This window comes from Kocuria rhizosphaericola (assembly GCF_044462205.1).
GTDB lineage: Bacteria > Actinomycetota > Actinomycetes > Actinomycetales > Micrococcaceae > Kocuria > Kocuria rhizosphaericola.
Map to the genome: position 1 here is coordinate 21,679 of NZ_JBISWK010000163.1, position 24,238 is coordinate 45,916.

Genomic DNA, 24,238 nt, shown 5'->3' on the forward strand with positions numbered 1-24,238 from the left:
GTCAGCTCCGTTCCACGAGGTTCAGGGACCGGACGGCCCTCTCCAGGTGCCACTGTACGTAGGTGGCGACGATGCCGGCGGCGGCCCGTGCCGTGCGGGGCTCCACGGCGTCGATCCGCTCCCAGGCGCCGGTGAGCAGCGCGGAGAGGTGCTCGACGGTGGCGGGATCGGGCGCGGCGGCTCCGGGCGGGCGGCAGGCGGGGCAGACGGCGCCGCCGAGCTGGGCCGAGAACGCCTCGTGCGGTCCGGGGGCTCCGCACCGGGCGCAGTCGGTGAAGCTCGGGGCCCATCCGGCCGTGGACACGGCGCGCAGCAGGTAGGAGTCCAGGACGGCCCCCGGCTCGTGCAGTCCGCGGGCCAGGGCCGACAGGGCGCCGACGAGCAGCCGGTACTGCTGGGCGGCCGACTCGTCGTCGTTCTCCGTGAACTTCTCCGCGGCCTCGGTCATGGCCGCGGCGGCGGTGTACTTGGGGTAGTCGGCGGCGATGACCGACCCGTAGCCGCGCTTGCCCAGCGCCTGGGAGACGATGTCGAGGTTGCGGCCGGTGACCAGCTGCAGCTCGGCGACGTTGAACGGCTCGAGCCGGGAGCCGAAGCGGGAGGTGGTGCGCCGCACGCCCTTGGCGACGGCCCGGACCTGTCCGTGGTCCCGGGTGAGCAGCACGACGATCCGGTCGGCCTCGCCGAGCTTGTAGGTGCGCAGCACGACGGCGTCGTCCCGGTAGGTGCGTGATGCGAACGTCGTCCTGGCCACGGGCCCATTCTCCCACGCCGGGCGGACGGCGCAGGCGGGCGTGCCCGCCGGGACGACGGCGGCGGGCCTCCCCCGTCCGGGGTGGCCCGCCGCCGCGCCGCGCCGGTCGGCGCGCTCAGGCCTGGGCGTCCCGCACGGCCCGGTTCACCGCCGAGACGACGGCCTTCAGGGAGGCACGGGTGGTGTTCGCGTCGATGCCGACGCCCCACAGGACCCGGTCCCCCACGGCGGCCTCGACGTAGCTCGCGGCCTGGGCGTCGCCGCCGGCCGAGAGGGCGTGCTCGCTGTAGTCGAGCACGCGCACGTCCACGCCCTCGGACGCGAAGACCGTCAGCAGCGCCTCGATGGGACCGTTGCCCTGCGCGGTTCGGTGGTGCTGGACGCCGTCGACGTCCAGGCCGATCTCGAGGGTGGACTCCCCGTCCTCCTCGGAGGTCGTGGTGATGTTGGTGATCCGGTACCGGCCCCAGCGCCCGGCGTCCCCGTCCTGGGCGGTGGGCAGGTACTCGTCCGCGAAGACCTTCCACAGCTCCGCGCCGGAGACCTCGCCGCCGGAGGTGTCGGTGTGCTCCTGCACCACGCGGGAGAACTCGATCTGCGCACGCCGCGGCAGGTCCAGGCCGTGCTCGTTGGCGAGCAGGTAGGCCACGCCGCCCTTGCCGGACTGCGAGTTGACGCGGATGACGGCCTCGTAGGTCCGGCCCAGGTCCTTGGGGTCGATGGGCAGGTAGGGGACGGCCCACACCAGCTCGTCGACGCTCCTCCCCTGCTCCTGTGCGTCGCGGGCCATCCGGTCGAAGCCCTTCTTGATGGCGTCCTGGTGGGAGCCGGAGAAGGCCGTGAACACGAGGTCGCCGCCGTAGGGGGCCCGCTCGGGGACGGGCAGCTGGTTGCAGTACTCCACGGTCCGGCGGATCTCGTCGATGTCGGAGAAGTCGATCTGCGGGTCCACGCCCTGGGTCAGCAGGTTCAGGCCCAGGGTGATGAGGTCCACGTTGCCGGTGCGCTCACCGTTGCCGAACAGGCAGCCCTCGATGCGGTCGGCGCCGGCGAGGTAGCCCAGCTCGGCCGCGGCCACCCCGGTGCCGCGGTCGTTGTGCGGGTGCAGGGAGACCACGGTGGCGTCACGGCTGTAGAGGTTGCGGCACATCCACTCGATGGAGTCCGCGTAGACGTTGGGGGTGGCCATCTCGACGGTGGCGGGCAGGTTGAGGATCATCTCCCGGTCCCCGCCGATCTCGAAGGTCTCGGCCACGGCGTTGGAGATGCGTGCGGCGAACTCGAGCTCCGTGCCGGTGTAGGACTCCGGGGAGTACTCGTAGGTCACGGACGTGTTCTTCAGCTGCTCCTCGTTCTTCATGCACAGCCGCGCCCCGGTGAGGGCGATGTCCACGATCCCGTCCATGTCCTGCTCGAACACCACGCGCCGCTGCAGCGTGGAGGTCGCGTTGTAGAGGTGGACGATCGCCTTGTCGGCGCCGTCGATGGCCTCGAAGGTGCGCTCGATGAGGTGCTCGCGGGACTGCGTCAGGACCTGGATCGTGACGTCGTCGGGGATCCGGTCCTCCTCGACGAGCCGGCGCACGAAGTCGAAGTCGGTCTGGGAGGCCGAGGGGAACCCGACCTCGATCTCCTTGTAGCCCATCCGCACCAGCAGCTCGAACATCTTGAGCTTGCGGTCGGAGTTCATGGGGTCGATCAGCGCCTGGTTGCCGTCACGCAGGTCCACGGCGCACCAGCGGGGGGCCTGGGTGATGACCTGGTCCGGCCAGGTGCGGTCGGACAGGTCGAAGGGGAACTGCTGCTGGTACGGGACGTACTTGTGGATCGGCATGCCGGAGGACTGCTGGTAATTGCGCATGGGGTGGGCCTGTTCTGCTCGGGACGTCTGCGGGTGGCCGGGCATCAGAAACTCCGCAACGGGAGGCCGGCCATTCTTTCGACGGGTCAGGCCCCGTTGCGGCACGTAAGGAGGAGGAACGTCCCAGTCCGCATGTGTCCAACCTATCACGGGGTGCCCGGCGTGCCGGGTCGCGCTCACCAGTCCCCGGCCGCCTGCTGGCAGGTGTACTGCTCGGCGGTCTGCCCGTTGAACTCACCGGGCAGCACCGGTCCGAGGTCGAGCCGGTCCCCCTCCTGGAAGTCCTGGCCCACCGAGACGAACACCCCCACGACGTCGGTGGTGGGCACGATCTGCGAGGAGGGCACGCCCAGCAGCTCGGCAACCTCGACGGCCGCCTCGTACCAGCCCGCGCCGAAGAAGACCTGCGTGCCCGGCAGCTCGGTGGCCTGCGGGCCGGACTCGACGGCGTTGTACCCTTCGGCCTCGAGCACGTCGGCGATCTCCTCGTCCCGGCCGTCGACGCCGGAGACGTTGGCGACCGTGAGCGGGACCGTGGCCGGGTCGACCGCCGGCGCCGGGGTGGCGTCGTCCGGGGACGGGGACGGGGCCGGGCTCGCAGACGAGGACGGGGCGTCGGAGGGCTGCGCGGACGGCGACGTGAGCGGCCGGTCCTCGCGCAGGGCCTCGAAGAGGTGCTCGGCCGGCTCCTCCTTGAGCTGGAGCCGGTTGGGGTCGGGCTCGTAGGGCTCCGTGGGCACGGTGACGAAGACCATGGAGCCGAGGTCGATGCCCCGGACCGCCGTGGCGAGGCCGACGACCGTCGGCACGGACCCCAGGCCATCGTCGACGTGCAGGTTGCGCGTGGCGACGTCGGCGATCTCGTAGAGCCGGGGCAGGTCCCTGAGCGTGCCCTCGTCCTTGATCTTGCGCGCCAGGGACGCGAGGAAGGACTGCTGGGACCGGATCCGGCTGGTGTCCCCGCCGTCGCCGAAGGCGGCGCGGCTGCGCAGGAACGCCAGGGCCTGCTCCCCCTCCACGGAGGACACGCCGGCGGGCAGCTCGAGACCCGACTTCGGGTCGTCGACGGCTTCGTTGACGCACACCTCGACCCCTCCCACGGTCGAGGAGAGCTCCTTCACCGCGTTGAAGTCGGCGAGCATGAAGTGGTCGATCTTGAGGCCGGTCATCTCGTTGACGGTCGCGACCGTGCACCCGGGACCGCCGTTGGCGATCGCGGAGTTCAGCATCGCGTCCTCCTCGGCCGGGTGCACCTCGCCGGTCCCGGGGTCCGTGCAGCGGGGGATGTCGGCGACCAGGTCGCGCGGCAGGGAGACCACGGTGACGCCGCTGCGGTCCTCGTTCACGTGCACCAGCATCATGACGTCGGTCAGACCGGACCCCGAGCTGTCCTCGTCGTCGCCGTACCGTTCGTTGCCCTCGCCGTCCCGGGTGTCCGTGCCCATGACGAGGATGTCGAGCGGACCGGACTCGGGTCCGGTCCCTTCGCCCAGGTCGAGCGGGGAGGTGTCCAGGTTGGACTGCAGCCGCCAGGTCGCGGCCACGCCGGCCCCGAGGACCGCGAGCAGCACGACGACCAGCGCGACGGCGGCCCAGCGCTTCCGGGACCATCGGCGGGCGCGGTGGCGTCCGTGGGCGTCGGGGGGCGTTGAGGACACGGTGACTCTCTCCTGGCGGGCCCCGGGGCACGGGACCCGGGGTCGGGGGGACGGCGCCCGGCCGGGGCGCCGGGTGTCATGGTAGTCGCCCGCCCCGGGACCCGGGCGGGCGCCGCGGCGGGGTGCGGACGCGATCGGCGCGCGCCCGGGGCTCAGAAGCCCAGGCGCGAGAGCTGCTTGGGGTCGCGCTGCCACTCCTTGGCGATCTTCACGTGCAGGTCCAGGTAGACCCTCGTGCCCAGCAGGGCCTCGATGGCGGTGCGAGACCGGGTGCCGATCTCGCGCAGCCGTGCGCCGCCCTTGCCGATGATGATGGCCTTCTGCGACGACCGCTCGACGTAGACGTTGACCCGCACGTCCAGCAGCGGCCGGTCCGCGGGGCGGCCCTCACGGGGCACCATCTCCTCGACCACGACCGCGAGGGAGTGCGGCAGCTCGTCCCGCACCCCTTCCAGGGCGGCCTCCCGGACGAGCTCGGCGACCATCGTCATCTCGGGCTCGTCGGTCAGCTCGCCGTCGGGGTACAGGGCCGGGGACTCCGGCATCCTGTCGATGAGCAGTCCCGCGAGGGCCTCGACCTGGAACCCGTCCACGGCGGAGACGGGGATGACGTCGGCCCAGCCCGGGTCGTCGGCGTCGGGGCGGGGCGCATGGGCGGCCCCGGCACGGTGGCGGGGCTTGCGGGCGGCCCGCTCGGCACGCTCGGCGCGCACCCGGTGCTCGGCCTCCATGACGGAGCGGCCCAGCTCGGTGACCGCCAGCAGCTGCTCGGCGAGCTCGGCGCGGGAGACGGTGTCCGTCTTGGTCACGATCGCCACGACCGGCTTGTTCCCGGAGGCCGCGAGCTGCTGGGCGATGTACCGGTCCCCGGGACCGATCTTCTCGTTGGCGGGCACGCAGAAGCCGATGACGTCGACCTCGGCGAGGGTGTCGGCCACGAGGTCGTTGAGCCGCTCGCCGAGCAGCGTCCGCGGCCGGTGCAGACCCGGGGTGTCCACGAGCACGAGCTGGCCCTCGGGCCGGTGCACGATGCCCCGGATGGTGTGCCGCGTGGTCTGCGGCCGGCTCGAGGTGATCGCGACCTTCTGCCCGACCAGGGCGTTGGTGAGCGTGGACTTCCCGGCGTTGGGACGGCCGACCAGCACGGCGAACCCGGCGCGGAATGGGGTGTGCTCCCCGGCGGCGGAGGGCTCGCCGGCGCCGGTGGGAACAGCGGGTGTGGGCTCAGACATGGTGGTGGGTCTCCTCCTCGGACTCCTGGGCGGGTTCCACGGCCGTGGAACCCGGGGGGACCCACTCGGGGTCGCGCCGGACCTCGAGCTGGCCCACCCGGTTGCGGCGGCCCTCCAGGGTGACGGCCTCGAGGACGATGCCCTCGACGGTGGCGCGGGAGCCGACGATGGGCACCCGGCCGATGGACTTGGCGAGCAGCCCTCCGGCCGTGTCGACCTCGTCGTCCTCGAGGTCGACGCCGAAGAGGTCGCCCAGGTCCTCGACGCCGAGCCGGGCGGAGACGCGGTAGCGGCCGTCGCCGAGCTCGGCGACCTCGGGCTTCTCCCGGTCGTACTCGTCGACGATCTCCCCGAGCAGCTCCTCGATGAGGTCCTCCAGGGTCACGAGCCCGGCGGTGCCGCCGTACTCGTCGACGACGATCGCCACGTGGATCGACTCGAGCTGCATCTCGCGCAGCAGCTCGTTGACCTTCTTCGACTCGGGCACGTAGCGCACGTCCCGGGCGAGCTCGGAGAGCCCCCCGAGCCGCAGGCCGGTGCCCAGGCGGTGCACCCGCTCGGCGAGGTCCTTCTGGTACAGGATGCCGAGGACGTCGTCGGCGCTCTCGCCGATCACCGGAATGCGGGAGTAGCCGGAGCGGAAGAACAGGTTCAGGGCGTTGTCCACGGTGTCGTCGTCGTCGACGGAGACCATGTCGGTGCGGGGCACCATGACGGCCCGGACGTTGGTGTCGTCGAGGTCGAAGACCGAGTGCAGCAGCTCCGCCTCGTTGTCCTCGATGAGGTCCTGGCCCGTGGAGCGGTCCACGAACTCGAGCAGCTCCTCCTCGGTCAGATAGCCGGGGGCGGTGCGCTCCGGGTCCCGGGCGACGGACGAGCCCAGGCGCACGAGCATCCCCGGGACCGGGCCGAGCACCGTGCGCAGCACGCGCACCAGGCCGGCGGTGGCCCGGACGGTGCCCGCGGCGTGGCTGCGCCCGACCTGACGGGGAGAGACCCCGGTGAGGACGAAGCCGACGGCGGCCATGACCACGGTGGCCAGCAGGCCGGCGAGCCAGACGTCGTCGAGGCCGTCGAACATGGCCAGGGCGACCGCCACGGCGGAGGCCGTCTCGAACCACACGCTCCAGAAGCGCAGGGCCTGCAGGTGCGCGGTGGGGGTGGCGAGGATCCTGGCCGCGGAGGAGTCGGGGGCCTCCCGCACGATGGCCTCGGCGTCCGCGCGGGGCAGATAGGTGAGTCCGGTCTCGGCGGCCGTGAGGACGAAGGCCGTGCCCAGGAACACGATCGCCGCGACGACCAGGACGGCAGTGGTCATCATCGGGCGCTACTCCATGGTCTCGACCGGCGCGGGCCGCCCGAGGAAGTCGGTGAGCAGGTCCCGCTGGAGGGCGAACATGACGCGCCGCTCCTCGGGCTCGGCGTGGTCGTGCCCCAGCAGGTGCAGGATGCCGTGGGTGGTGAGCAGGCACAGCTCGTCCGCGACGGAGTGACCGGCGGCCTCGGCCTGCCGGCGGGCCACCGGGGGGCAGAGCACGATGTCGCCCAGCGTCCCCTCCGCGGGCTCCTCCGGGCTCCCCGGGCGCAGCTCGTCCATGGGGAAGGAGAGCACGTCCGTGGGGCCGGGCAGGTCCATCCACTCGACGTGCAGGCGCGCCATCTCCTCCTCGTCGACGACCGCGATCGACAGCTCCGCGTCGGGGTGGACGTGCAGCCGCGCCAGGACGTGGTCGGCGAGCCGGCCGAGCAGCTCGACGTCGACTGCGTCGTAGGCCGGGCGCTCCCCGGCGGGGACGTCCTGCGGGTCGACCTGCAGGTCGAACTCGACGGCCATCAGGCCTCCGCCCCGTCCTCGTCCGGACCGGCCGGCCCGGCGTCGCGGGCGGCACGGGCGTCGTCCTTGCGCCGGCGCCGCTCGTTGCGGTGCCGGTTGGTCGTGTCGAAGGCGTCGTAGGCGCTGACGATCCGGCTCACCAGCTCGTGGCGCACCACGTCCTCCGCGGTCATCTCCGTGAACGCGACGTCCTCGACGCCGCCCAGCACGTGCTGGACCTGGCGCAGTCCGGAAGACGCGCTCCCCGGCAGGTCCACCTGGGTGACGTCCCCGGTGACGACCATCCTGGAGCCGAAGCCCAGCCGGGTGAGGAACATCTTCATCTGCTCGGGCGTGGTGTTCTGCGCCTCGTCGAGGATGATGAACGCGTCGTTGAGCGTGCGCCCGCGCATGTAGGCGAGCGGAGCGACCTCGATGGTGCCGGCCTCCATGAGGCGCGGGATCGAGTCCGGGTCCATCATGTCGTGCAGCGCGTCGTAGAGCGGGCGCAGGTACGGGTCGATCTTCTCGCTGAGCGTCCCGGGCAGGAAGCCGAGCCGCTCCCCCGCCTCCACGGCCGGGCGGGTGAGGATGATCCGGGACACCTCCTTGGCCTGCAGCGCCTGGACCGCCTTGGCCATGGCCAGATAGGTCTTGCCCGTGCCGGCGGGGCCGATGCCGAAGACCACGGTGTGCTCGTCGATGGCGTCGACGTAGGCCTTCTGGTGGAGCGTCTTGGGGCGGATCTTGCGGCCGCGGCTGGACAGGATGTTCTGGGTCAGGGCGCCGCTGGGCCGGGCGGTGAGGTCCCGGCCGATCAGCTCGAGCAGCTGGGTGATGACCTGGGGGGTGATCCCGGTCTCGCGCCCGGCCAGGACCTTCAGCTCCTCGAAGAGGGTCGTGACGATCTGCACGGGTCCGCTCGGGCCCTCGATGCCGAGCTCGAGGCCGCGCGGACTGGTGGCGAGGCCCGGGAACGCCGCCTCCACCTGGCGCAGGGTGTCGTCCCCGGACCCCAGACAGCGGACCATCGTCTCGCGGTCAGGGAAGGTGATGACGGTGCGGGCCGTCAGTGGGTGCGTGGTGCCGGGCAGCGTCTCAGTCATGGGTCCGGCCGCGCGGGCCGTGCTCTCGCTCTCAAGTGGGTTGCCGTGGAAGGAACGGCGGACGGTTCTCGTCCTCACCTCCAGGGTACCGCGCGGGTCCGGCGCCGGAGGGCGCGCGGGCGCACATTCCGATTTGGTATCGGTCACGGCCGCCGGGCCTCCTCGGCTGGGGGCGCCCCCGGCCGCTGTGCTGGAATGGTCCGGTCCTCCGGCAGGGGGACGGGTGCGGCTTCCCCCCGGTGCCGGCACCGCCCCCCAGCAGATCCCGGAAAGCCGAGGTGCGCCTCCCCCCATGTGCCCTGCTCGTAGCCGGCCCACGCCCGCCCGCCGCCCGCTCCCCGTGCTCGCGCTGTCCGCCGTGGGCGTCCTCGTCCTCGGCGCGTGCGCGAGCGGCCCGGAGGGCTCCCCCGACGCCGCGGTCCCCGCGACGGGCAAGGTGCCGGCCACGTCCACCGGGACGAGCACCGCTGACGGCGGGGTGGCCACCACGAAGCTGCCGGTCTACTGGGTGGGCCGAGCGAACGGCGGGGAGCGGCTGTTCCGGGAGTTCCGGGACGCGTCCGAGGCCGCCGCGGCCGTGGACCCCATCGCCGCGGCGGCGGAGCTGATGACCGGGGCGACCCCGGAGGACCCGGACTACCGGACGCTGTGGTCCCCCGTGGACCGGGTGGGCGCCTCGACGTCCCCGGACGGGACCATCACGGTGGACCTGCCGTCCGAGGCCTTCCGCCCGGGCCTGGACCGGCGCGAGGCCCGGCTGGCCCTCCAGCAGCTCGCGCACACGGTGACCGCGACCGCGGGGACTGCGGGCCTGCTGCCCGAGGGCTCCGAGGCCGAGGTCGTGGTGCTCGTGGACGGCCGTCCCAACGAAGAGGTCTTCGAATCCGTGCGCCTCGACACCCCCCTCCGGCCCGACGAACGGGTGGAGGCGCCGATCTGGCTCGACGAACCGCAGCAGGACGCGCGGACCGAGGGATCGCTGACCCTCTCGGGCCGGGCGCTGGACGGCGTCCGGGGCGGCCGGTGGACCGTGGCCGGCCCGGACGGGAAGCGGGTGTCGAGCGGCGCGGCGGCCGTCGTGCCGCGGAGCGACGGGACCGCCGGCTTCCGGACGGAGCTCGAGCTGGAGCCGGGCGACTACGTGGTGACGGTCGTCGGCCGGGACGCCGAGGGCGGGACCGTGCGCGACGACAAGGACGTGGAGGTCCGCCCGGGCTGAACCGGCCGAACCGGCACGGCCGGGCTCAGCGGGGTCCGGACGCCCAGCGGCCGAGGGCGGCGCTGAGCACCGCCAGCGCGGCGGGCCCGGCGGTCGAGCTGCGCAGCACCTCCGGACCGAGCCGGACCGCGAGGGCCCCCGCACCGGTCAGGACGTCGAGCTCCGCGGGGGCGATGCCACCCTCGGGGCCCACGACCAGGACGATCCGCCCGGAGTCCTCCCACGGCGTTCCGGGGGCGTCGGTCAGCTCGGCGAGGGAGCAGCGCGCCTCCTCGTGCAGGACGAGGCCCCGGGTCCCCGGCTCCCCCAGCAGGCGGGCGAGCTCGCGGGTGGCGCACAGGGGCAGCACCTCCGGCCAGGCCGCCCGGCGGGACTGCTTCGCGGCGGCCGCCACGGTGTGCACCCACTTCTCGTGGCTCTTGGCGGCGCGCTCCTTCTTCCACCGCACTATCGAGCGGTCGGCCTGCCAGGGCACCACGGCGTCGACGCCCAGCTCGGTGGCCGTCTCCACGGCCAGCAGGTCCCGGTCGCCCTTCGCGAGGGCCTGGGCGAGGACGAGACTGGGCGTGCGGACGGGCTCGGTGGTCACCGAGACCACGCCGACCTCCATGCTGTCCCGGTCCCCCGTGCGCAGCTCCCCGGTGGCCCGGGTCCCCGCGCCGTCGACGAGCTCGAGGTGCTCGCCGGGCGCGAGGCGGCGCACGGTGACGGCGTGCCGGGCCTCCGGGCCGGTGACGGTGAGTGCCGCTCCGGGGCCGAGGCCGGCGAGCCGGCCCGCTTCGACCTTGAAGACCGGCAGGCTCACAAGTCGGAGAACCTGTCCTTGAGCCGGGAGAAGAAGCCGCCGGCGCCGGCCGGGGAGTTCAGGGTCGTGCCGGTGGACTGGTCCTCGCCGCGCAGCCGGGACAGCTGCTCGAGCAGCTCGCGCTGCTCGTCGTCGAGCGCCGTGGGCGTCTCGACCTCGAGGTGGACGAACAGCTCGCCGCGGCCGCCGCCGCGCAGCCGGGTGGCCCCGAGCTCGTGCAGGGTCACGGTGTGGCCGGTCTGCGTGCCGGGGGACACGGGCACCTCGCGCTCGCCGTCGAAGGTCTCGAGGGTCACGGTGGTGCCGAGGGCTGCCGAGGTCATGGGCACCCGGACGCGGGCGTGCAGGTCGTCGCCCTGGCGCTCGAACGTGGGGTCGGGATCGACCTTCAGCTCGACGTAGAGGTCGCCGTTCGGCCCACCGGCGGTGCCGGCCTCGCCCTGCCCCGAGAGGCGGATCCGGTTGCCGGTCGAGACGCCGGCGGGGATCTTGACGGTCAGCGGGCGGCGGTCGCGCACACGGCCCTCGCCGTAGCACTCGTGGCAGGGGTGCTTGATGACGGTGCCGAAGCCCTGGCAGGTGGCGCACGGCGCCGCCGTGACCACGGTGCCGAGGATGGACTGGACCTGGCGCTGGACCTGGCCGGACCCGTGGCAGACGTCACAGGTCTCGGGCTGGGTGCCCGCCTGGCAGCAGCTGCCGTTGCACGTGGGGCAGACCACGGCGGTGTCCACGGTGATCTTCTTCTCGGTCCCGAAGACCGCGTCCTTGAGGGAGACCCGGACGTTGATCAGGGCGTCCTGGCCCTGCCGCGTGCGGGACGCCGGACCGCGCCGGCCGGCGCCGGCGCCGCCGGCACCCTGGAAGAAGGTGTCGAAGATGTCGGCGAAGCCGAAGCCCGAGCCGGGGAAGCCCCCGCCGAAGCCGGTGTCGGTGCCGTTCTCGTTGCCCGTCGCGTCGTAGACCCGCCGCTTCTCGGGGTCGGAGAGGACGTCGTTGGCGTGGGAGAGGCGCTTGAAGTCCTCGGCGGCCTCGGGGCCGGAGTTGACGTCGGGGTGCAGCCGGCGGGCCTTCTTGCGGTAGGCCTTCTTGATCTCTTCCTGGCTGGCGTCCCGGGACACGCCCAGGGTCTCGTAGTGATCGCTCACCGTGGTCCGTTCTGTCGAGAGGTCTGTGGTGGGTTTCGCTGGAGGGCCCCGGGGGCGGGGCCCTCGGGGGCTCAGCCCCCGAGGATACGGGAGAGGTAGCGGGCGACGGCGCGCACGGCGGCCATCGTGGACGGGTAGTCCATGCGCATGGGTCCGACGACCCCCACCTTCGACTGCGGCCCGTAGCCGGTGGCGACGACGGCGGCCTCGGACAGCGGTCCCTCGGCGTTCTCCGTGCCGATCCGCACGGCGACCCCGCGGGCGTCCTGCTCCATCTCGGACAGCAGCCGGAGCATCACCACCTGCTCCTCGAGGGCCTCGAGGACCGGGCCGATGCTCAGGTGGAAGTCCCCCGTGGCGCGGGCGAGGTTGGCGGTGCCGGCCATGACCATGCGGTGCTCGGCCCCGCCCGCCGCGAGGGCGCCGACGGCCTCTCCCACGGCCGCGGCGGCCGGCTGGAGCGGCGGGGCGGTGCCCGCCGCCATCACGGCGAGGGCGTCCGGCACCGCGGTCAGGGAGCGCCCGACCACGGCGGCCAGCACCCGGGCGCGCAGCTCGAACAGCTGGGACTCCTCGAGGGGCGCCCGCAGCACGGCCACGCGCTGGGCCACCCGGCCGTTGGTCGGGATGAGCACCACGAGCACCCGGCCGGCCCCGAGGTCCACGACCTCGACGTGGCGCACGGTGACGCCGGAGGCGTGCGGATACTGCACGACCGCGACCTGCTGGGTGAGCTGCGCGAGCAGCCGCACGGTGCGCTCCATGACGTCGTCGATGTCGGCGGCGTCGTCGAGCAGCCGCTGGATGGCCCGCCGCTCCGGTCCCGACAACGGCTTGACGGCCGCGATCTGGTCGACGAACGTGCGGTAGCCCTTGTCGGTGGGGATCCGGCCCGAGCTCGTGTGGGGGGCCGTGATCAGGCCCTCCTCCTCGAGTGCGGCCATGTCGTTGCGCACGGTGGCCGAGGAGACGCCGAGCCGGTGCCGGTCCACGAGGGCCTTGGAGCCCACGGGCTCGCGGTAGTGCACGTAGTCCTCCACGATGGCCTGCAGGATCTGCAGTCGTCTCGGCTCGCTCACGTCGCTCCTCCCCGGTCCGTTCTCGCCACCCGGCCTCCCTGGCACTCGGGCGGCCACAGTGCTAACGCCGTCCAGTGTAGCCCCCGTGTCCGACGGCCGGACCGCCGCCCGCGGTTTGGTACGCTTCCGGCTGATCCGCGCCGGACGCGCGGCACCGCGACCCGGGAGGACGACCATGAGCGAGCACGGCTGGGGGCCGCGCAGCCTCGACGACGACGCCCTCGCCCGCCGCCGGCCGGTCTCCGCGGAGGTCCCGGTCGCCCCGGGGATGCTCCTGGAGGACGTCACGACCGGCTGGGTCGGCGCCGTCGTGTCCCTGGAGACGATCGGCGGCATGCGCGTGATGGGCCTGGAGGACCACAGGGGACGGGTCAAGGCGTTCCCCCTGGGCCCGGGCTTCCTGCTCGAGGGCGAGCCCGTGGTCGTCGTCGAACCCCGTCGGGCCCCGGCGGCGAAGCGGCCCTCCCGCACGCGGTCCGGGTCCGTGGCCGTCGAAGGGCTCCGCGCGAGCACCGCGAAGGCCTCCCGCGTGTGGGTCGAGGGCTACCACGACGCCGAGCTGGTGGCCAAGGTGTGGGGCCACGACCTGGCCGTCGAGGGCATCGTCGTGGAGCCGCTGCACGGCATCGACGACCTGTCCGCCGCCGTGCGGGAGTTCGGGCCGGGCCCCGGGCGGCGGCTCGGGATCCTCGTGGACCACCTCGTGGCCGGCTCGAAGGAGTCCCGGATCGCCGCCGAGACCATGCGCCTGCCCGGCGCCGCGGGCAACGTCCTGGTGCTGGGCCACCCGTACGTCGACATCTGGCAGGCGGTCAAGCCGCGCACGCTCGGCTTCGACGCCTGGCCCGTGGTCCCGCGGGGCACCGACTGGAAGACCGGCACCGCCGCCGCCCTCGGGTGGCCGCACCGCACCCCTGGCGACCTGGGACGGGCCTGGCAGCACATCCTCGCCCGCGTGGACAGCTACGCCGATCTGGAGCCCTCCCTGCTGGGCCGGGTCGAGGAGCTCATCGACTTCCTCACCGCTCCCGGGGAGTGATCCGGCGCCGTCCCGGCCTCCAGGGTCCGCCCAGCGCGGCGTCACAAAGGCACACGTGGGCGGCCGCGATCCCCCGCCGTCGGGACCGGTCGGTAGGATGGTCGTGTCCCACCCACCGGCCGCGGCCCCGCCGCGGTCCCACCGCCGAAGGACTTCCGTGCCCGTGCAGACCGACCCCCGATCGAGCCGCGAGAACGCCGGGGCCCCGTTCGAGGGCCTCTCCCCCGTGGCCCAGCCGCTGACCGTCACCGAGGACCACCAGTGGGCGACCCTGGCGCACTTCGGCGGAGTCATCGGTTTCGTCCCGTCCTTCCTCGTCCACCGCGTCTTCCGCGGGCGGGGGCCGTTCACCGAGCAGGAGTCGATGGAGGCCATGAACTTCACCCTGCTGCCCACCCTCGTGGTCGTGGCGGGGATCCTGCTCGCACCCGTGCCGTTCATCGGCTGGTTCTTCGCGCTCGCCGCGGCCGGCGCGTGGCTGCTGCTCGCCGTCGGCTCCCTGATCGGCGGGGTCCGCGTCAACCGCGGGGAACCGCACCAGTACCGCTTCAACACCCGGCTCTACGACCGGCTCGCCGAGAAGCTCCGCGAGCGGTCCCGGGAGCGCGCCCGGCGCGGCTGACGCCGTTCCTCGCCGGATCGTCCCTGGCCGGGTCGTTCCCCCGTCGTGGCACCCGACAGCCGGGCGACTGCGTGCCGGGGCGCCCGGCTCAGGTGAGCAGCCGCCGCACCACGGCGTCGCCCAGCAGCCGCCCCCGCAGGGTCAGCACCACCGAGCCGCGCAGCGCCGCCGCGGGGTCCACCAGGCCGTCCGCGATCAGCCCGGCCACCGCGGTACGCCCGCCGTCGGCCAGGGCGGCCGTGGGCAGCCCCTCCCGGATCCGGGCCTCCAGCATCACGCGCTCGAGGTGCCGGGTGTCCGCGTCGAGGATCTCGCGCCCGGCCGCGGGCGACTGCCGCGCCCGCACCCGGTTCGTGTAGGGCACGGGGTGCTTGAGGTTCCACCAGCGGGTCCCGCCCACGTGCGAGTGCGCACCGGGGCCGATCCCCCACCAGTCCTGGTTGTGCCAGTACGCGAGGTTGTGCCGGCTGCGGTGGGCCCCGGCGTCCGCGCCGCCGGCGGGCCGGGCCCAGTTGCTCACCTCGTACCACTCGAAGCCGGCCTCCCCGAGGACCCGGTCCGCGAGCTCGTACTTGTCGGCCTGGTCGTCCTCGTCGATCGGCGGGACCTCCCCGCGGCGCATCCGTGCCGCGAGCCTCGTGCCGTCCTCGATGATCAGCGAGTACGCGGAGACGTGGTCGGGCTCGTAGCCCACGGCCGTGCCCACCGAGTGCTCCCAGTCGGCCAGGGACTCCCCGGGGGTGCCGTAGATGAGGTCCACGCTGACGCCCAGGCCCGCCTCGCGCGCCCACCGGACGGCGCGCGGCACGTTGTCCGGGTCGTGCGTGCGGTCCAGGACGGCGAGCACGTGCGGAACGGCGGACTGCATCCCGAAGGACACCCGGGTCACCCCGGCCGCTGCGAGCACGGCCAGGGACTCGGGCGTCACGGAGTCCGGATTGGCCTCGGTGGTGACCTCCGCGTCCTCGGCGAGCCCGAAGCTCTCCCGGGCCTGAGCCAGGACCGCGGCGAGGTCCTCGGCGGGCAGCAGGGTGGGGGTGCCGCCGCCGAAGAACACGCTGTGCAGCGGGCGGGGGGCCGCCCCGGAGTCCTCGAGCACCCGGCGCGCCCAGCGGACCTCCGCCGCGGCGTCCCCGGCGTAGGCGTCCTGGGACACCCCGGGGCCGAGCTCCACGGCCGTGTAGGTGTTGAAGTCGCAGTATCCGCACCGGACCGCGCAGAACGGCACGTGCACGTAGAGGCTGAGCGTACGGTCCGCGGAGCCCTCGGCGGCGGAGGGCGGCAGCAGGCCGTCGAGCGGGCCGGGCAGGCCCTCCGGCTGGGCGGGGGCCACTACTTCTTCTTGTCCTTCGCCCCGGACTCGTCAGAGGACAGCGCCGCGACGAACGCCTCCTGGGGGACCTCCACGCGGCCCACCATCTTCATCCGCTTCTTGCCCTCCTTCTGCTTCTCGAGCAGCTTCCGCTTGCGCGAGATGTCGCCGCCGTAGCACTTGGAGAGCACGTCCTTGCGGATCGCCCGGATGTTCTCGCGGGCGATCACCCGGGAGCCGATGGCCGCCTGGATGGGGACCTCGAACTGCTGGCGCGGGATGAGCTCGCGCAGCTTGCCGGTCATCATCACCCCGTAGGCGTACGCCTTGTCCCGGTGGGTGATCGCGCTGAAGGCGTCCACCGGCTCGCCCTGCAGGAGGATGTCGACCTTGACGAGGTCGGCCGCCTCCTCGCCCTCCGCCTTCCAGTCCAGGGACGCGTAGCCCTTGGTGCGGGACTTCAGCTGGTCGAAGAAGTCGAAGACGATCTCGGCCAGGGGCAGCCGGTAGCGCAGCTCCACCCGGTCCTCGGAGAGGTAGTCCATGCCCTTGAGCTGACCGCGCTTGGACTGGCACAGCTCCATGATCGCGCCGATGAACTCGGACGGCGCCAGCACCGTCGCGGCGACCATGGGCTCGCGGATCTCGGCGATCTTCCCCTCGGGGAACTCGGACGGGTTCGTGACCGCGCGCTCGGAGCGGTCCTCGAGGGTGACGTTGTAGCTCACGGAGGGCGCCGTGGAGATCAGGTCGAGGTTGAACTCGCGCTCGAGGCGCTCCCGGACGATCTCGAGGTGGAGCAGGCCCAGGAACCCGCAGCGGAAGCCGAAGCCCAGGGCCGCGGAGTTCTCGGGCTCGTAGACCAGCGCGGCGTCGTTGAGCTGGAGCTTGTCCAGGGCGTCGCGCAGGACCGGGTAGTCGGAGCCGTCGATGGGGAACAGCCCGGAGAAGACCATGGGCTTGGGGTCCTCGTAGCCGCCCAGGTTCTCGGCCGCCGGCCGCTGGTGGTTGGTCACGGTGTCGCCCACCCGGGACTGGCGCACGTCCTTCACCCCGGTGATGAGATAGCCCACCTCGCCCACGCCCAGGCCCTCCGTGGGCTTCGGCTCGGGCGAGATGACCCCGATCTCCAGCAGCTCGTGCTGCGCGCCGGTGGACATCATCCGGATCCGCTCGCGCGGGGTCAGCTTGCCGTCGACCACGCGGATGTAGGTGACCACGCCGCGGTAGGTGTCGTAGACGGAGTCGAAAATCATGGCCCGCGACGGAGCGTCGGCCCGCCCCACCGGGGGCGGGACCTCCTGGACGAGCCGGTCCAGCAGCGCCTCCACGCCCTCGCCGGTCTTGCCCGAGACCCGCAGCACGTCGTCGGGGTCCACGCCGATGAGGTTGCCCAGCTCCTGGGCGTACTTCTCCGGCTGGGCCGCGGGCAGGTCGATCTTGTTCAGCACCGGGATGATCGTGAGGTCGTTCTCCATGGCCAGGTAGAGATTGGCCAGGGTCTGCGCCTCGATGCCCTGCGCGGCGTCCACCAGGAGCAGGGCCCCCTCGCACGCGGCCAGGGAGCGGGAGACCTCGTAGGTGAAGTCCACGTGGCCCGGGGTGTCGATCATGTTCAGGGCGTAGTCCGTGCCCGCCACGTTCCAGGGCATGCGCACCGCCTGGGACTTGATGGTGATCCCGCGCTCGCGCTCGATGTCCATCCGGTCCAGGTACTGGGCCTTCATCTCCCGCGTGGTCACCACGCCGGTGGCCTGCAGCATCCGGTCCGCGAGCGTGGACTTCCCGTGGTCGATGTGGGCGATGATGCAGAAGTTGCGGAGGATCGACGGGTCGGTCGAGGCGGGAACCGGGGCATTGACGGCCAGCGGTGACACGGGCGGTCCTTTCTCCGGGAGAACGTCGCTTCCGGCAGGTCCTGGGGCTACCGGCGGGTGGACCGCGCCGGGCATTCAACTGTCCAGTTTCCCACGTTTGGGCATGCGGGGCCATTTGACCGGACGCACCGGCCCCGGCGCCGCGGCCCGGGCGGCGCCGCCCGGAGCGCGGGCCCGCGATCGCGCTGGTCCGCGGAGCGCTCCGGTGGGAGAATGGATGCTGCGCGGAGCCGCACCGGGCGTAGCCGCCGCGCCGAGGAGGCAGGGTCATGGGCCGCGAGGACTTCCAGCTCTCCGTGGACGCCGCGGAGGTCTACGAGGCACAGTTCGTGCCGGCCCTGTTCGGCCGCTGGGCCCCGCACCTCGTGCGGGCCGCCGGCGTCCGGCCCGGGCAGTCGGTCCTCGACGTCGCCTGCGGGACCGGCGTGGTCGCCCGGGAGGCGGCGCGCCTCCTGCAGGGACGCGGCCGTGTCGTGGGGCTCGACATCAACGCCGGGATGCTCGCCGTGGCCCGCCGCGTCTCCCCCGGGCTCGAGTGGGTCGAGGCGGACGCCCTCGCCCTGCCGTTCCCGGACGGCTCCTTCGACGTGGTGCTGTGCCAGGCCGGGCTGATGTTCGTCCCGGACCCGGTGCACGCGCTGCGGGAGATGGCGCGCGTGGCCGCCCCGGACGGGACGGTCGCCGTGCAGGTCTGGGACGAGCTGCGCGCGCAGACGGCCTGGGTGCCGTTCTACGACGTCGTCGAGCGCCACGCGGGCCCGGACGCGGTCGACCTGATCAGCTCCTACTGGCGTCTGGGCGACCTGGTCGCGCTGCGCGAGAGCCTCGCCGCCGCCGGGCTGCGGCCCGTCGACACGCTGACCCGCACGGACACCGCCGCCTTCCCGTCGGTCGACGAGTTCGTCGCGACCGAGGTCGGCGGCACTCCCCTGCGCAGCCGCCTCACGGACGAGGCCTACACCCGGATCCTCGAGGGCGCGCGGGACGCCCTCGGCCCGCACCGGGCCGCCGACGGGAGCCTCGAGCTGCCCACCCGGGGGCACATCGTCACCGCCCGCGCGGAGCGCGGCCCCGGCGGCAGGAACTCCGAGGGGACCCCTGCCGCCCCGGCCCGACGCGGCCGACCGGACGCTGGCTAGAGTGGGCGCATGAAGCTGAACTTCGGCACCCTGGCCCGGCTCGCCGCCCGCGCCGTGGACGTGTACCGGCGCTCCGGCCGGCGTCGCCCGGAGCACCGTCGGCCGGACGGACGCACCGCCTCCCCCTCCGCGCGGCCCCGGCCCACCGTGCCGTCCCGGGCCGGCGACGGCCGCCCCGGGGGGCTCTCCCGGCCCTACCCCGGGGACTGGACCGGGCCGGTCCGGCCGGTCTACCGCCCGCTGTCCGACGGCGAGGCCGACCCGGGTGAGATCGTGTGGACCTGGGTGCCCTTCGAGGAGGACCACCGCCGCGGCAAGGACCGGCCGGTGCTGGTCGTGGACCGGGCCGGGGACCACCTGCTGTGCCTCATGCTCACCTCCCGGGACCGCAACAACGGGCTGGAGCAGGACCCCTCCTACGTGGACGTGGGGACGGGACCGTGGGACCCCCGGGGCCGTCCGTCCGAGGTCAAGCTCGACCGCGTGGTCCAGGTGCTGCCCGCGGACGTCCGGCGGGAGGGCGCGGTCCTGCCCGAGCACCTCTTCGACCGGGTGGCCGGACGCCTCCACCGCCTGCGCGGCTGAGCACGCCGCCGCCGGGCGCCGCGTGTCGGCGCCGCCCTGCGGTGGGGCGTGGTCTGCTAGACTTTTCTGCTGTGTGTCCGCGCTGGTCGTCGGGCACTGCAGGGCGGTCGCCACACGGGCGTCCCCACTCTCACTCAGTCACATGACTGTCCTGTTTGCCCTCACTGACCGAATTCCGCACCCATCGCCAAGGAGTTATACGTGGCCAACATCAAGTCCCAGAAGAAGCGCAACCTCACCAACGAGAAGTCGCGTCTGCGCAACAACGCCTACAAGTCCGAGCTGAAGACGCTGGTCCGCCGCGTCGACGAGGCCGTCGGCGCCTCCGACAAGGAGACCGCCCAGGACGCCCTGCGCGTCGTCTCCCGCAAGCTCGACAAGGCCGTCAGCAAGGGCGTCCTGCACAAGAACAACGCGGCCAACAAGAAGTCCGGCCTGGCCAAGCTGGTCGCCAAGATCTGATCCCGGTTCCCCGCGAACCGCGCCCGCCGCACCGGCGGGCCGCGCCGAGGCCCCGTCCCGCTCAGGGACGGGGCCTCCGTCGTGCCTGCCGCGCCCCGGCTCAGCGCCGGCCGGACAGGGCGATCGTCGTGATGGCCCGCTCCACCGCGTAGGCCGGGTCCCTGCCCTCGCCCTTGACCTGCGCGTCGGCCTCCGCCAGCGCCCGCAGTGCCCGCACGAGGTCCTCCTCGGAGAAGCGCCGGGACTCGTCCTGCGCCCGCTCCACCTGCCACGGGGCCGCCCCGATGCGCTGGGCGAGCTGTCCCGAGCCGCCGCGGGTCCCGTGCACCTGCGCGATCGTGCGCAGCTTGGCGGCCAGTGCCCCGACCATCGGGACGGGGTCCACGCCGGTGTCGAGAGCCTGGCGCCACAGCTTGAGGGCGATCTCGGCGCGTCCGGCCAGCGCGGCGTCCGCCACCTTGAACGCGGTGGCCTCCACGCGCCCGCCGTAGTACTTCTCGACGTCGTCGAAGCTGATGCTCTCGGGCCCGTCGGAGAGCAGCTGGGCGCACGCGGCGGCCAGCTCCGCCGTGCTGCTGCCCACGGCCGCCGCGAGCGCGCGGGCGGCGTCGGGGTCGATGCGGCGCCGGTGGGTGCGGAACTCGGTGACGATGAAGTCGGTCTTGTCGCGGTCGTTCTTGAGGGGCTTGCACTCGACGACGGCGGCGCCGGCGGTCCGGAGGGCGTCGAGGAGCTTCTTGCCGCGGTTGCCGCCGCTGTGCTCCCACAGCACGACGACGTCCGGGTCGGGGGCCTGGACGTAGGCGAGGCCGTCGGCGAGGCAGTCGTCGTTCATGGCGGCGAGGTTGGTGACGTGGATGAGCTTGGCGTCGTCGAACAGGGAGGGGCTGGCGAGCGCCGCGAGCTGTCCGGGGGCGTAGGCGGCGGCGTCGACGGTGGAGAGCTCGACGGGGCCGCGCTGGTCCTTGAGGGCGGTGCGGACGCGGTCGCGGGCGCGGGCGGCGAGGTAGTCCTCGGGACCGGTGAGCAGGATGAGCGGGGTGGGCTCGACGTCGCGCCAGGTGGGGCCGGCGGTGGGTGCGGGGCGCTTCGGTGGGGTCATGGCCGCGTCCTCCTGTGGTGGCGGCCGGTGCGGGCCGCGGACTGGGGTGGGCTCCAGCTTCCCACGTCCGGGCGACATGTGGTGGCGCGGTGGACTCGGCGGGACGGCGCCGGGGCGCGCGGGCCCGGCGGACGGTGGAACCGACCGCCGGGCTCCTGTACGGTCGGGAGCGGCATGTGTGATCCCCGTCACCCCCTCGAAGGACGACCCATGACCGTTTTTCCCCGCCTCGCCGTCCCGGCGCTCGCCCTGGGCGTCCTGGGCATGGCCGCCTCCCCCGCGGCGGCCGGCGGAACCGCCCCCGACGCCGTGTCCGTCACCGAGACCGCCCCCGCCGCCACGTCCAGCGCCCCGGGCTACGCCGTGGCCGGAGCGGGCGTGCTGGCCGTGGTCGGCTCCGCCGTCGTGGCACGGCGCCGCAGCGGCGGCATCCCCTGACGCCCCGCACCGGCGGGTCCTCGTGGCTCGGCCGCCGGTGACGTGCAGGCCGGTCGACGGGCCGGTCACGACGCCGGGGCGCGCGGACCGCCGTCTCCGGCGCCGCGGAGCCGCAGTACCGCAGCACCGCCGGTGCCGGCCGCTTCCGGGCCGGGACGGGCCGGGGAGCCGGTCGCCACAGGCGTCCGCGCAGTGCTGACGCACTCCGACCGGTCGAGTTCGACGGCGCTAGTCTGGGAGCACTGTCGAGCAAGCGAGGCCTCCGTGAGTTCTTCGTGGCACACCCGCCCTGCCGCAGCCGTCACCGGAGATCTCGACGTGGATCCGGTCCAGGGGCTGTCGAGCGAGCAGGTCGCCGAGCGTGCCCGGCGCCACGGCCCCAACGTGCTGGCCGAGGCCGCCGGGGTGCCGGTCTGGCGCAAGGTCCTGAGCCTCCTCTCGGACCGGATGACGATCGTGCTGCTGGTCGCGGCGCTCGTCTCCGCGCTCGTGTCCCAGGAGTTGAAGACACCGGTGGTGATCCTGCTCGTGGTCGGCTTCAACACGGTGCTCAACTACGTCCAGCAGGCGCGGGCCGAGTCCTCCCTGGCTGCGTTGCGCACGATGTCCGTGATCACCGCGCGGGTGCGCCGGGACGGGCACGACCTGGAGGTGGACCAGGCCGAGCTGGTGCCCGGGGACATCGTGCTGCTGGAAGCCGGGGACCTCGTCCCCGCCGACGCCCGGGTGCTCGAGGCGGCGCAGCTGCAGGTCGCCGAGGCGGCGCTGACCGGGGAGTCCCAACCGGTGGACAAGAACTCCGCGGTGGTCCCTGACCCGGACGTGCCTCTCGGTGACCGGTCCAACCTCGTCTTCATGGGCACCGAGGTCACCCGCGGGCGCGGCGAAGCCGTGGTCACCGGCACCGGAGCGGGCACGCAGATGGGATCCATCGCCGGGATGCTCGAGACCGCCGGCGAGACACGGACCCCGCTGCAGCACCGGATCGACCGCCTGGCCCGTCTGCTGACGCTCATCGCCTTCGTGGTCGTGGGCATCGTCGTCGTCCTCGGTCTGGTGCGCGGGCGGCCCTGGACCGAGCTGATGCTGACGGCCGTGTCCCTGGCCGTGGCCACCATGCCCGAAGGACTGCCCGCGGTCGTCGCCTTCACCCTGGCGATGGGTGCCCACCGTCTGGCCCGGCGCGGGGTGATCATCAAGCAGCTGGCGGCGGTGGAGACCCTGGGGTCCACCACGCACATCGCCACGGACAAGACCGGCACCCTCACCCTCAACGAGATGACGGTGCGGAGGCTGCTGGTGAACGGCACGGCGTACCGCGTCACCGGTGAGGGGTATTCCACGGAGGGGCGCATCGTCGGTCCCGACGACGCCCGGGCCCGGCCGTCTCCCGATCTCTACCTCGCGATGGCGCTGTGCAACAACGCCACCGTGCGCGACGGGCGGATGATGGGCGACCCCACGGAGGGCGCGCTGGTCGTGCTGGCCCACAAGGGCGGCGTGGACGTGGAGGGGGTACGCCAGGAGCGTCCGCGCGTGGCGGAGGTGCCCTTCGACTCCGACTACAAGTTCCACGCCACCTTCCACGAACAGACCTCCGGCCCCGGGTCCGCCGCGACGGCCGGCTATCAGATGTTCGTCAAGGGCGCCCCGGGCGTGCTGCTGGATCTGGCCGACTCCGTCCTCACGGCCGAGGGCCCCCGGCCCCTCACGGCCCAGGACCCCGCCCGCATCCTCGCCGGCGTCGACGAGCTGGCCGGGCAGGGACTGCGCACCCTGTTGATCGCCGGCGGCCGCCTCGACAGCGGTGGACCGGGCGCGGGTTCGCTGCCCGAGGACGGAGCGCAGCTGCGGGGCCTCGTGACGAGCCTGACCCTGTACGGCCTCGTGGGCATCATGGACCCCCCGCGGCCGGAGGCTGCCGATGCCATCGCCGCGGCCCACGGCGCGGGCATCGCCGTGCACATGATCACCGGGGACCACCTGCGCACCGCCTCGGCCGTCGCCCGGTCCCTCGGGATCCCCGCACAGGCCGTCTCGGGAGCGGACCTCGACGCGATGGACGACACCGAACTGGCCGACCGTGCCTCGGGGTACGGGGTGCTGGCCCGGGTCGCCCCCGAGCACAAGATCCGCTTCGTGAAGGCCCTGCAGGCGGGCGGGGAGGTGGTGGCGATGACCGGTGACGGGGTCAACGACGCCCCGGCCCTGAAGCAGGCCGACATCGGCATCGCGATGGGCATCACCGGCACCGACGTGGCCAAGGGCGCGGCCCGGATGATCCTCACCGACGACAACTTCGCCACCATCGTGGCCGCTGTCGAGGGGGGACGCGGCATCTACGACAACATCCTCAAGTTCGTGCGCTTCCAGCTCTCCACGACCTGGGGGTTCGTCATGATCTTCCTGATCTGCGGGGTGACCGGGATCGCCGGCGGGGCGCCGTTCACGGCCCTGCAGATCCTGTGGGTGAACATCATCATGGACGGTCCCCCCGCCCTGGCCCTGGGGGTGGACCCCACCGATCCCGAGGTGATGCGCCGGCCCCCGCACCCGCCCGGGGAGGCACTGCTGAGCAGGGGACGGGTGGGGCGCATCCTCCTGGCCGCCACCGTGATGACCGCGGGCACCCTGTCGGTGCTGCTGCTGGTGGACACGTGGTTCCCCGGCATCTCCGCGGCCGGCGCCACGGCACTGGCGTTCACCACCTTCGTCTTCTTCCAGGTCTTCAACCTGCTCAACGTCCGCTCCGAGACCCGCACCGTGTTCAGCCGGCGCACGTTCACCAACCGGGCCGTCTGGGTGGCCCTGTTCGCGGTCGTGGTCCTCCAGGCCGCGGTGGTGCAGACCCCGTTCCTGCAGGACCTGTTCGACACCACCGCCCTGAGCGGCGCCCAGTGGCTCGTGGCCGTGACGATCGGCTCGACGGTCCTGTGGGCCGAGGAGCTGCGCAAGCTCATCAGGAGGGCACGGCGCTGATCACCGGC

General features: G+C 73.3%; 21 protein-coding genes. 8 read left to right on the forward strand and 13 right to left on the reverse strand.

Translation table 11 applies throughout. The annotated features are described in order from the left end of the window. Position 1: 1 nt before the first annotated feature. From recO to ACH9D2_RS16750, 7 genes are all read right to left on the reverse strand, one after another. Positions 2-754 (reverse strand): DNA repair protein RecO, encoded by a 753-nt coding sequence (recO, locus tag ACH9D2_RS16720; protein ID WP_396363952.1) that lies wholly within the window; start codon positions 752-754, stop codon positions 2-4. 115 nt (positions 755-869) lie between these two features. Next, positions 870-2,615 (reverse strand): 2-isopropylmalate synthase, encoded by a 1,746-nt coding sequence (leuA, locus tag ACH9D2_RS16725; RefSeq protein WP_396363990.1) that lies wholly within the window; start codon positions 2,613-2,615, stop codon positions 870-872. Between the two features lie 176 nt (positions 2,616-2,791). Next, positions 2,792-4,273 (reverse strand): LCP family protein, encoded by a 1,482-nt coding sequence (locus ACH9D2_RS16730; RefSeq protein ID WP_396363953.1) that lies wholly within the window; start codon positions 4,271-4,273, stop codon positions 2,792-2,794. A gap of 152 nt (positions 4,274-4,425) precedes the next feature. After that, a complete protein-coding gene (locus ACH9D2_RS16735) occupies positions 4,426-5,505 on the reverse strand; it encodes a GTPase Era (protein ID WP_396363954.1) in 1,080 nt (359 codons plus the stop codon). After that, entirely contained in the window at positions 5,498-6,823 is a 1,326-nt protein-coding gene (locus tag ACH9D2_RS16740; protein WP_396363991.1) for a CBS domain-containing protein, read from the reverse strand. The genes ACH9D2_RS16735 and ACH9D2_RS16740 overlap by 8 nt, the downstream gene beginning before the upstream one ends. A gap of 9 nt (positions 6,824-6,832) precedes the next feature. Further along, on the reverse strand, positions 6,833-7,339 hold the full coding sequence (gene ybeY / locus ACH9D2_RS16745; protein WP_396363955.1) for an rRNA maturation RNase YbeY: 507 nt from the start codon (positions 7,337-7,339) through the stop codon (positions 6,833-6,835). Next, positions 7,339-8,424, reverse strand: a complete 1,086-nt coding sequence (locus ACH9D2_RS16750) for a PhoH family protein (protein ID WP_396363956.1) — start codon at positions 8,422-8,424, stop codon at positions 7,339-7,341. Before ACH9D2_RS16750 ends, ybeY begins: the two co-directional genes overlap by 1 nt. Before the next feature lie 292 nt (positions 8,425-8,716). On the opposite strand from ACH9D2_RS16750, the gene ACH9D2_RS16755 reads away from it, so the two are divergent. Then, on the forward strand, positions 8,717-9,643 hold the full coding sequence (locus tag ACH9D2_RS16755; RefSeq protein ID WP_396363957.1) for a GerMN domain-containing protein: 927 nt from the start codon (positions 8,717-8,719) through the stop codon (positions 9,641-9,643). Between the two features lie 25 nt (positions 9,644-9,668). Here the strand turns inward: ACH9D2_RS16755 and ACH9D2_RS16760 are convergent, their stop codons facing one another. The 3 genes from ACH9D2_RS16760 to hrcA form a co-directional block, all read right to left on the reverse strand. Beyond that, positions 9,669-10,448, reverse strand: coding sequence for a 16S rRNA (uracil(1498)-N(3))-methyltransferase (locus ACH9D2_RS16760; protein ID WP_396363958.1), 780 nt, complete (start codon positions 10,446-10,448; stop codon positions 9,669-9,671). Further along, a complete protein-coding gene (gene dnaJ, locus ACH9D2_RS16765) occupies positions 10,445-11,596 on the reverse strand; it encodes a molecular chaperone DnaJ (protein ID WP_396363959.1) in 1,152 nt (383 codons plus the stop codon). Before dnaJ ends, ACH9D2_RS16760 begins: the two co-directional genes overlap by 4 nt. A gap of 71 nt (positions 11,597-11,667) precedes the next feature. After that, the gene (gene hrcA / locus ACH9D2_RS16770; RefSeq protein WP_396363960.1) at positions 11,668-12,675 is read right to left on the reverse strand and encodes a heat-inducible transcriptional repressor HrcA; all 1,008 of its coding nucleotides are present in this window, start codon (positions 12,673-12,675) and stop codon (positions 11,668-11,670) included. 175 nt (positions 12,676-12,850) lie between these two features. Between hrcA and ACH9D2_RS16775 the strand changes: the two genes are divergently transcribed. Both ACH9D2_RS16775 and ACH9D2_RS16780 read left to right on the forward strand, forming a co-directional pair. Next, positions 12,851-13,714 (forward strand): DUF3097 domain-containing protein, encoded by an 864-nt coding sequence (locus tag ACH9D2_RS16775; protein WP_396363961.1) that lies wholly within the window; start codon positions 12,851-12,853, stop codon positions 13,712-13,714. A gap of 157 nt (positions 13,715-13,871) precedes the next feature. Further along, positions 13,872-14,336 carry a DUF4870 domain-containing protein gene (locus ACH9D2_RS16780; protein WP_396363962.1) on the forward strand — a complete coding sequence of 155 codons (465 nt, stop codon included), beginning with the start codon at positions 13,872-13,874 and terminating at the stop codon, positions 14,334-14,336. 88 nt (positions 14,337-14,424) lie between these two features. Here the strand turns inward: ACH9D2_RS16780 and hemW are convergent, their stop codons facing one another. Then, positions 14,425-15,669, reverse strand: a complete 1,245-nt coding sequence (gene hemW / locus ACH9D2_RS16785) for a radical SAM family heme chaperone HemW (RefSeq protein ID WP_396363963.1) — start codon at positions 15,667-15,669, stop codon at positions 14,425-14,427. Beyond that, complete coding sequence (gene lepA, locus ACH9D2_RS16790; protein WP_396363965.1) at positions 15,669-17,525, reverse strand: translation elongation factor 4; 1,857 nt, start codon at positions 17,523-17,525, stop codon at positions 15,669-15,671. The genes hemW and lepA overlap by 1 nt, the downstream gene beginning before the upstream one ends. Positions 17,526-17,794: 269 nt before the next feature. Here lepA and ACH9D2_RS16795 point away from each other — a divergent pair, with 269 nt between their 5' ends. The 3 genes from ACH9D2_RS16795 (at position 17,795) to rpsT (ending at position 19,711) form a co-directional block, all read left to right on the forward strand. Next, the gene (locus ACH9D2_RS16795; RefSeq protein WP_396363966.1) at positions 17,795-18,664 is read left to right on the forward strand and encodes a methyltransferase domain-containing protein; all 870 of its coding nucleotides are present in this window, start codon (positions 17,795-17,797) and stop codon (positions 18,662-18,664) included. A 9-nt stretch (positions 18,665-18,673) separates the two neighbouring features. Then, complete coding sequence (locus tag ACH9D2_RS16800; RefSeq protein ID WP_396363967.1) at positions 18,674-19,249, forward strand: type II toxin-antitoxin system PemK/MazF family toxin; 576 nt, start codon at positions 18,674-18,676, stop codon at positions 19,247-19,249. A 201-nt stretch (positions 19,250-19,450) separates the two neighbouring features. Further along, positions 19,451-19,711 carry a 30S ribosomal protein S20 gene (gene rpsT / locus ACH9D2_RS16805; protein WP_017833968.1) on the forward strand — a complete coding sequence of 87 codons (261 nt, stop codon included), beginning with the start codon at positions 19,451-19,453 and terminating at the stop codon, positions 19,709-19,711. Between the two features lie 100 nt (positions 19,712-19,811). On the opposite strand, the gene holA is transcribed toward rpsT, so the two are convergent. Next, a complete protein-coding gene (gene holA, locus ACH9D2_RS16810; protein ID WP_396363968.1) occupies positions 19,812-20,813 on the reverse strand; it encodes a DNA polymerase III subunit delta in 1,002 nt (333 codons plus the stop codon). Positions 20,814-21,023: 210 nt separating this feature from the next. Here holA and ACH9D2_RS16815 point away from each other — a divergent pair, with 210 nt between their 5' ends. Both ACH9D2_RS16815 and ACH9D2_RS16820 read left to right on the forward strand, forming a co-directional pair. Then, positions 21,024-21,251 carry a hypothetical protein gene (locus tag ACH9D2_RS16815; RefSeq protein ID WP_396363969.1) on the forward strand — a complete coding sequence of 76 codons (228 nt, stop codon included), beginning with the start codon at positions 21,024-21,026 and terminating at the stop codon, positions 21,249-21,251. A 264-nt stretch (positions 21,252-21,515) separates the two neighbouring features. Further along, positions 21,516-24,230 carry an HAD-IC family P-type ATPase gene (locus ACH9D2_RS16820; RefSeq protein ID WP_396363970.1) on the forward strand — a complete coding sequence of 905 codons (2,715 nt, stop codon included), beginning with the start codon at positions 21,516-21,518 and terminating at the stop codon, positions 24,228-24,230. Positions 24,231-24,238: the final 8 nt, after the last annotated feature.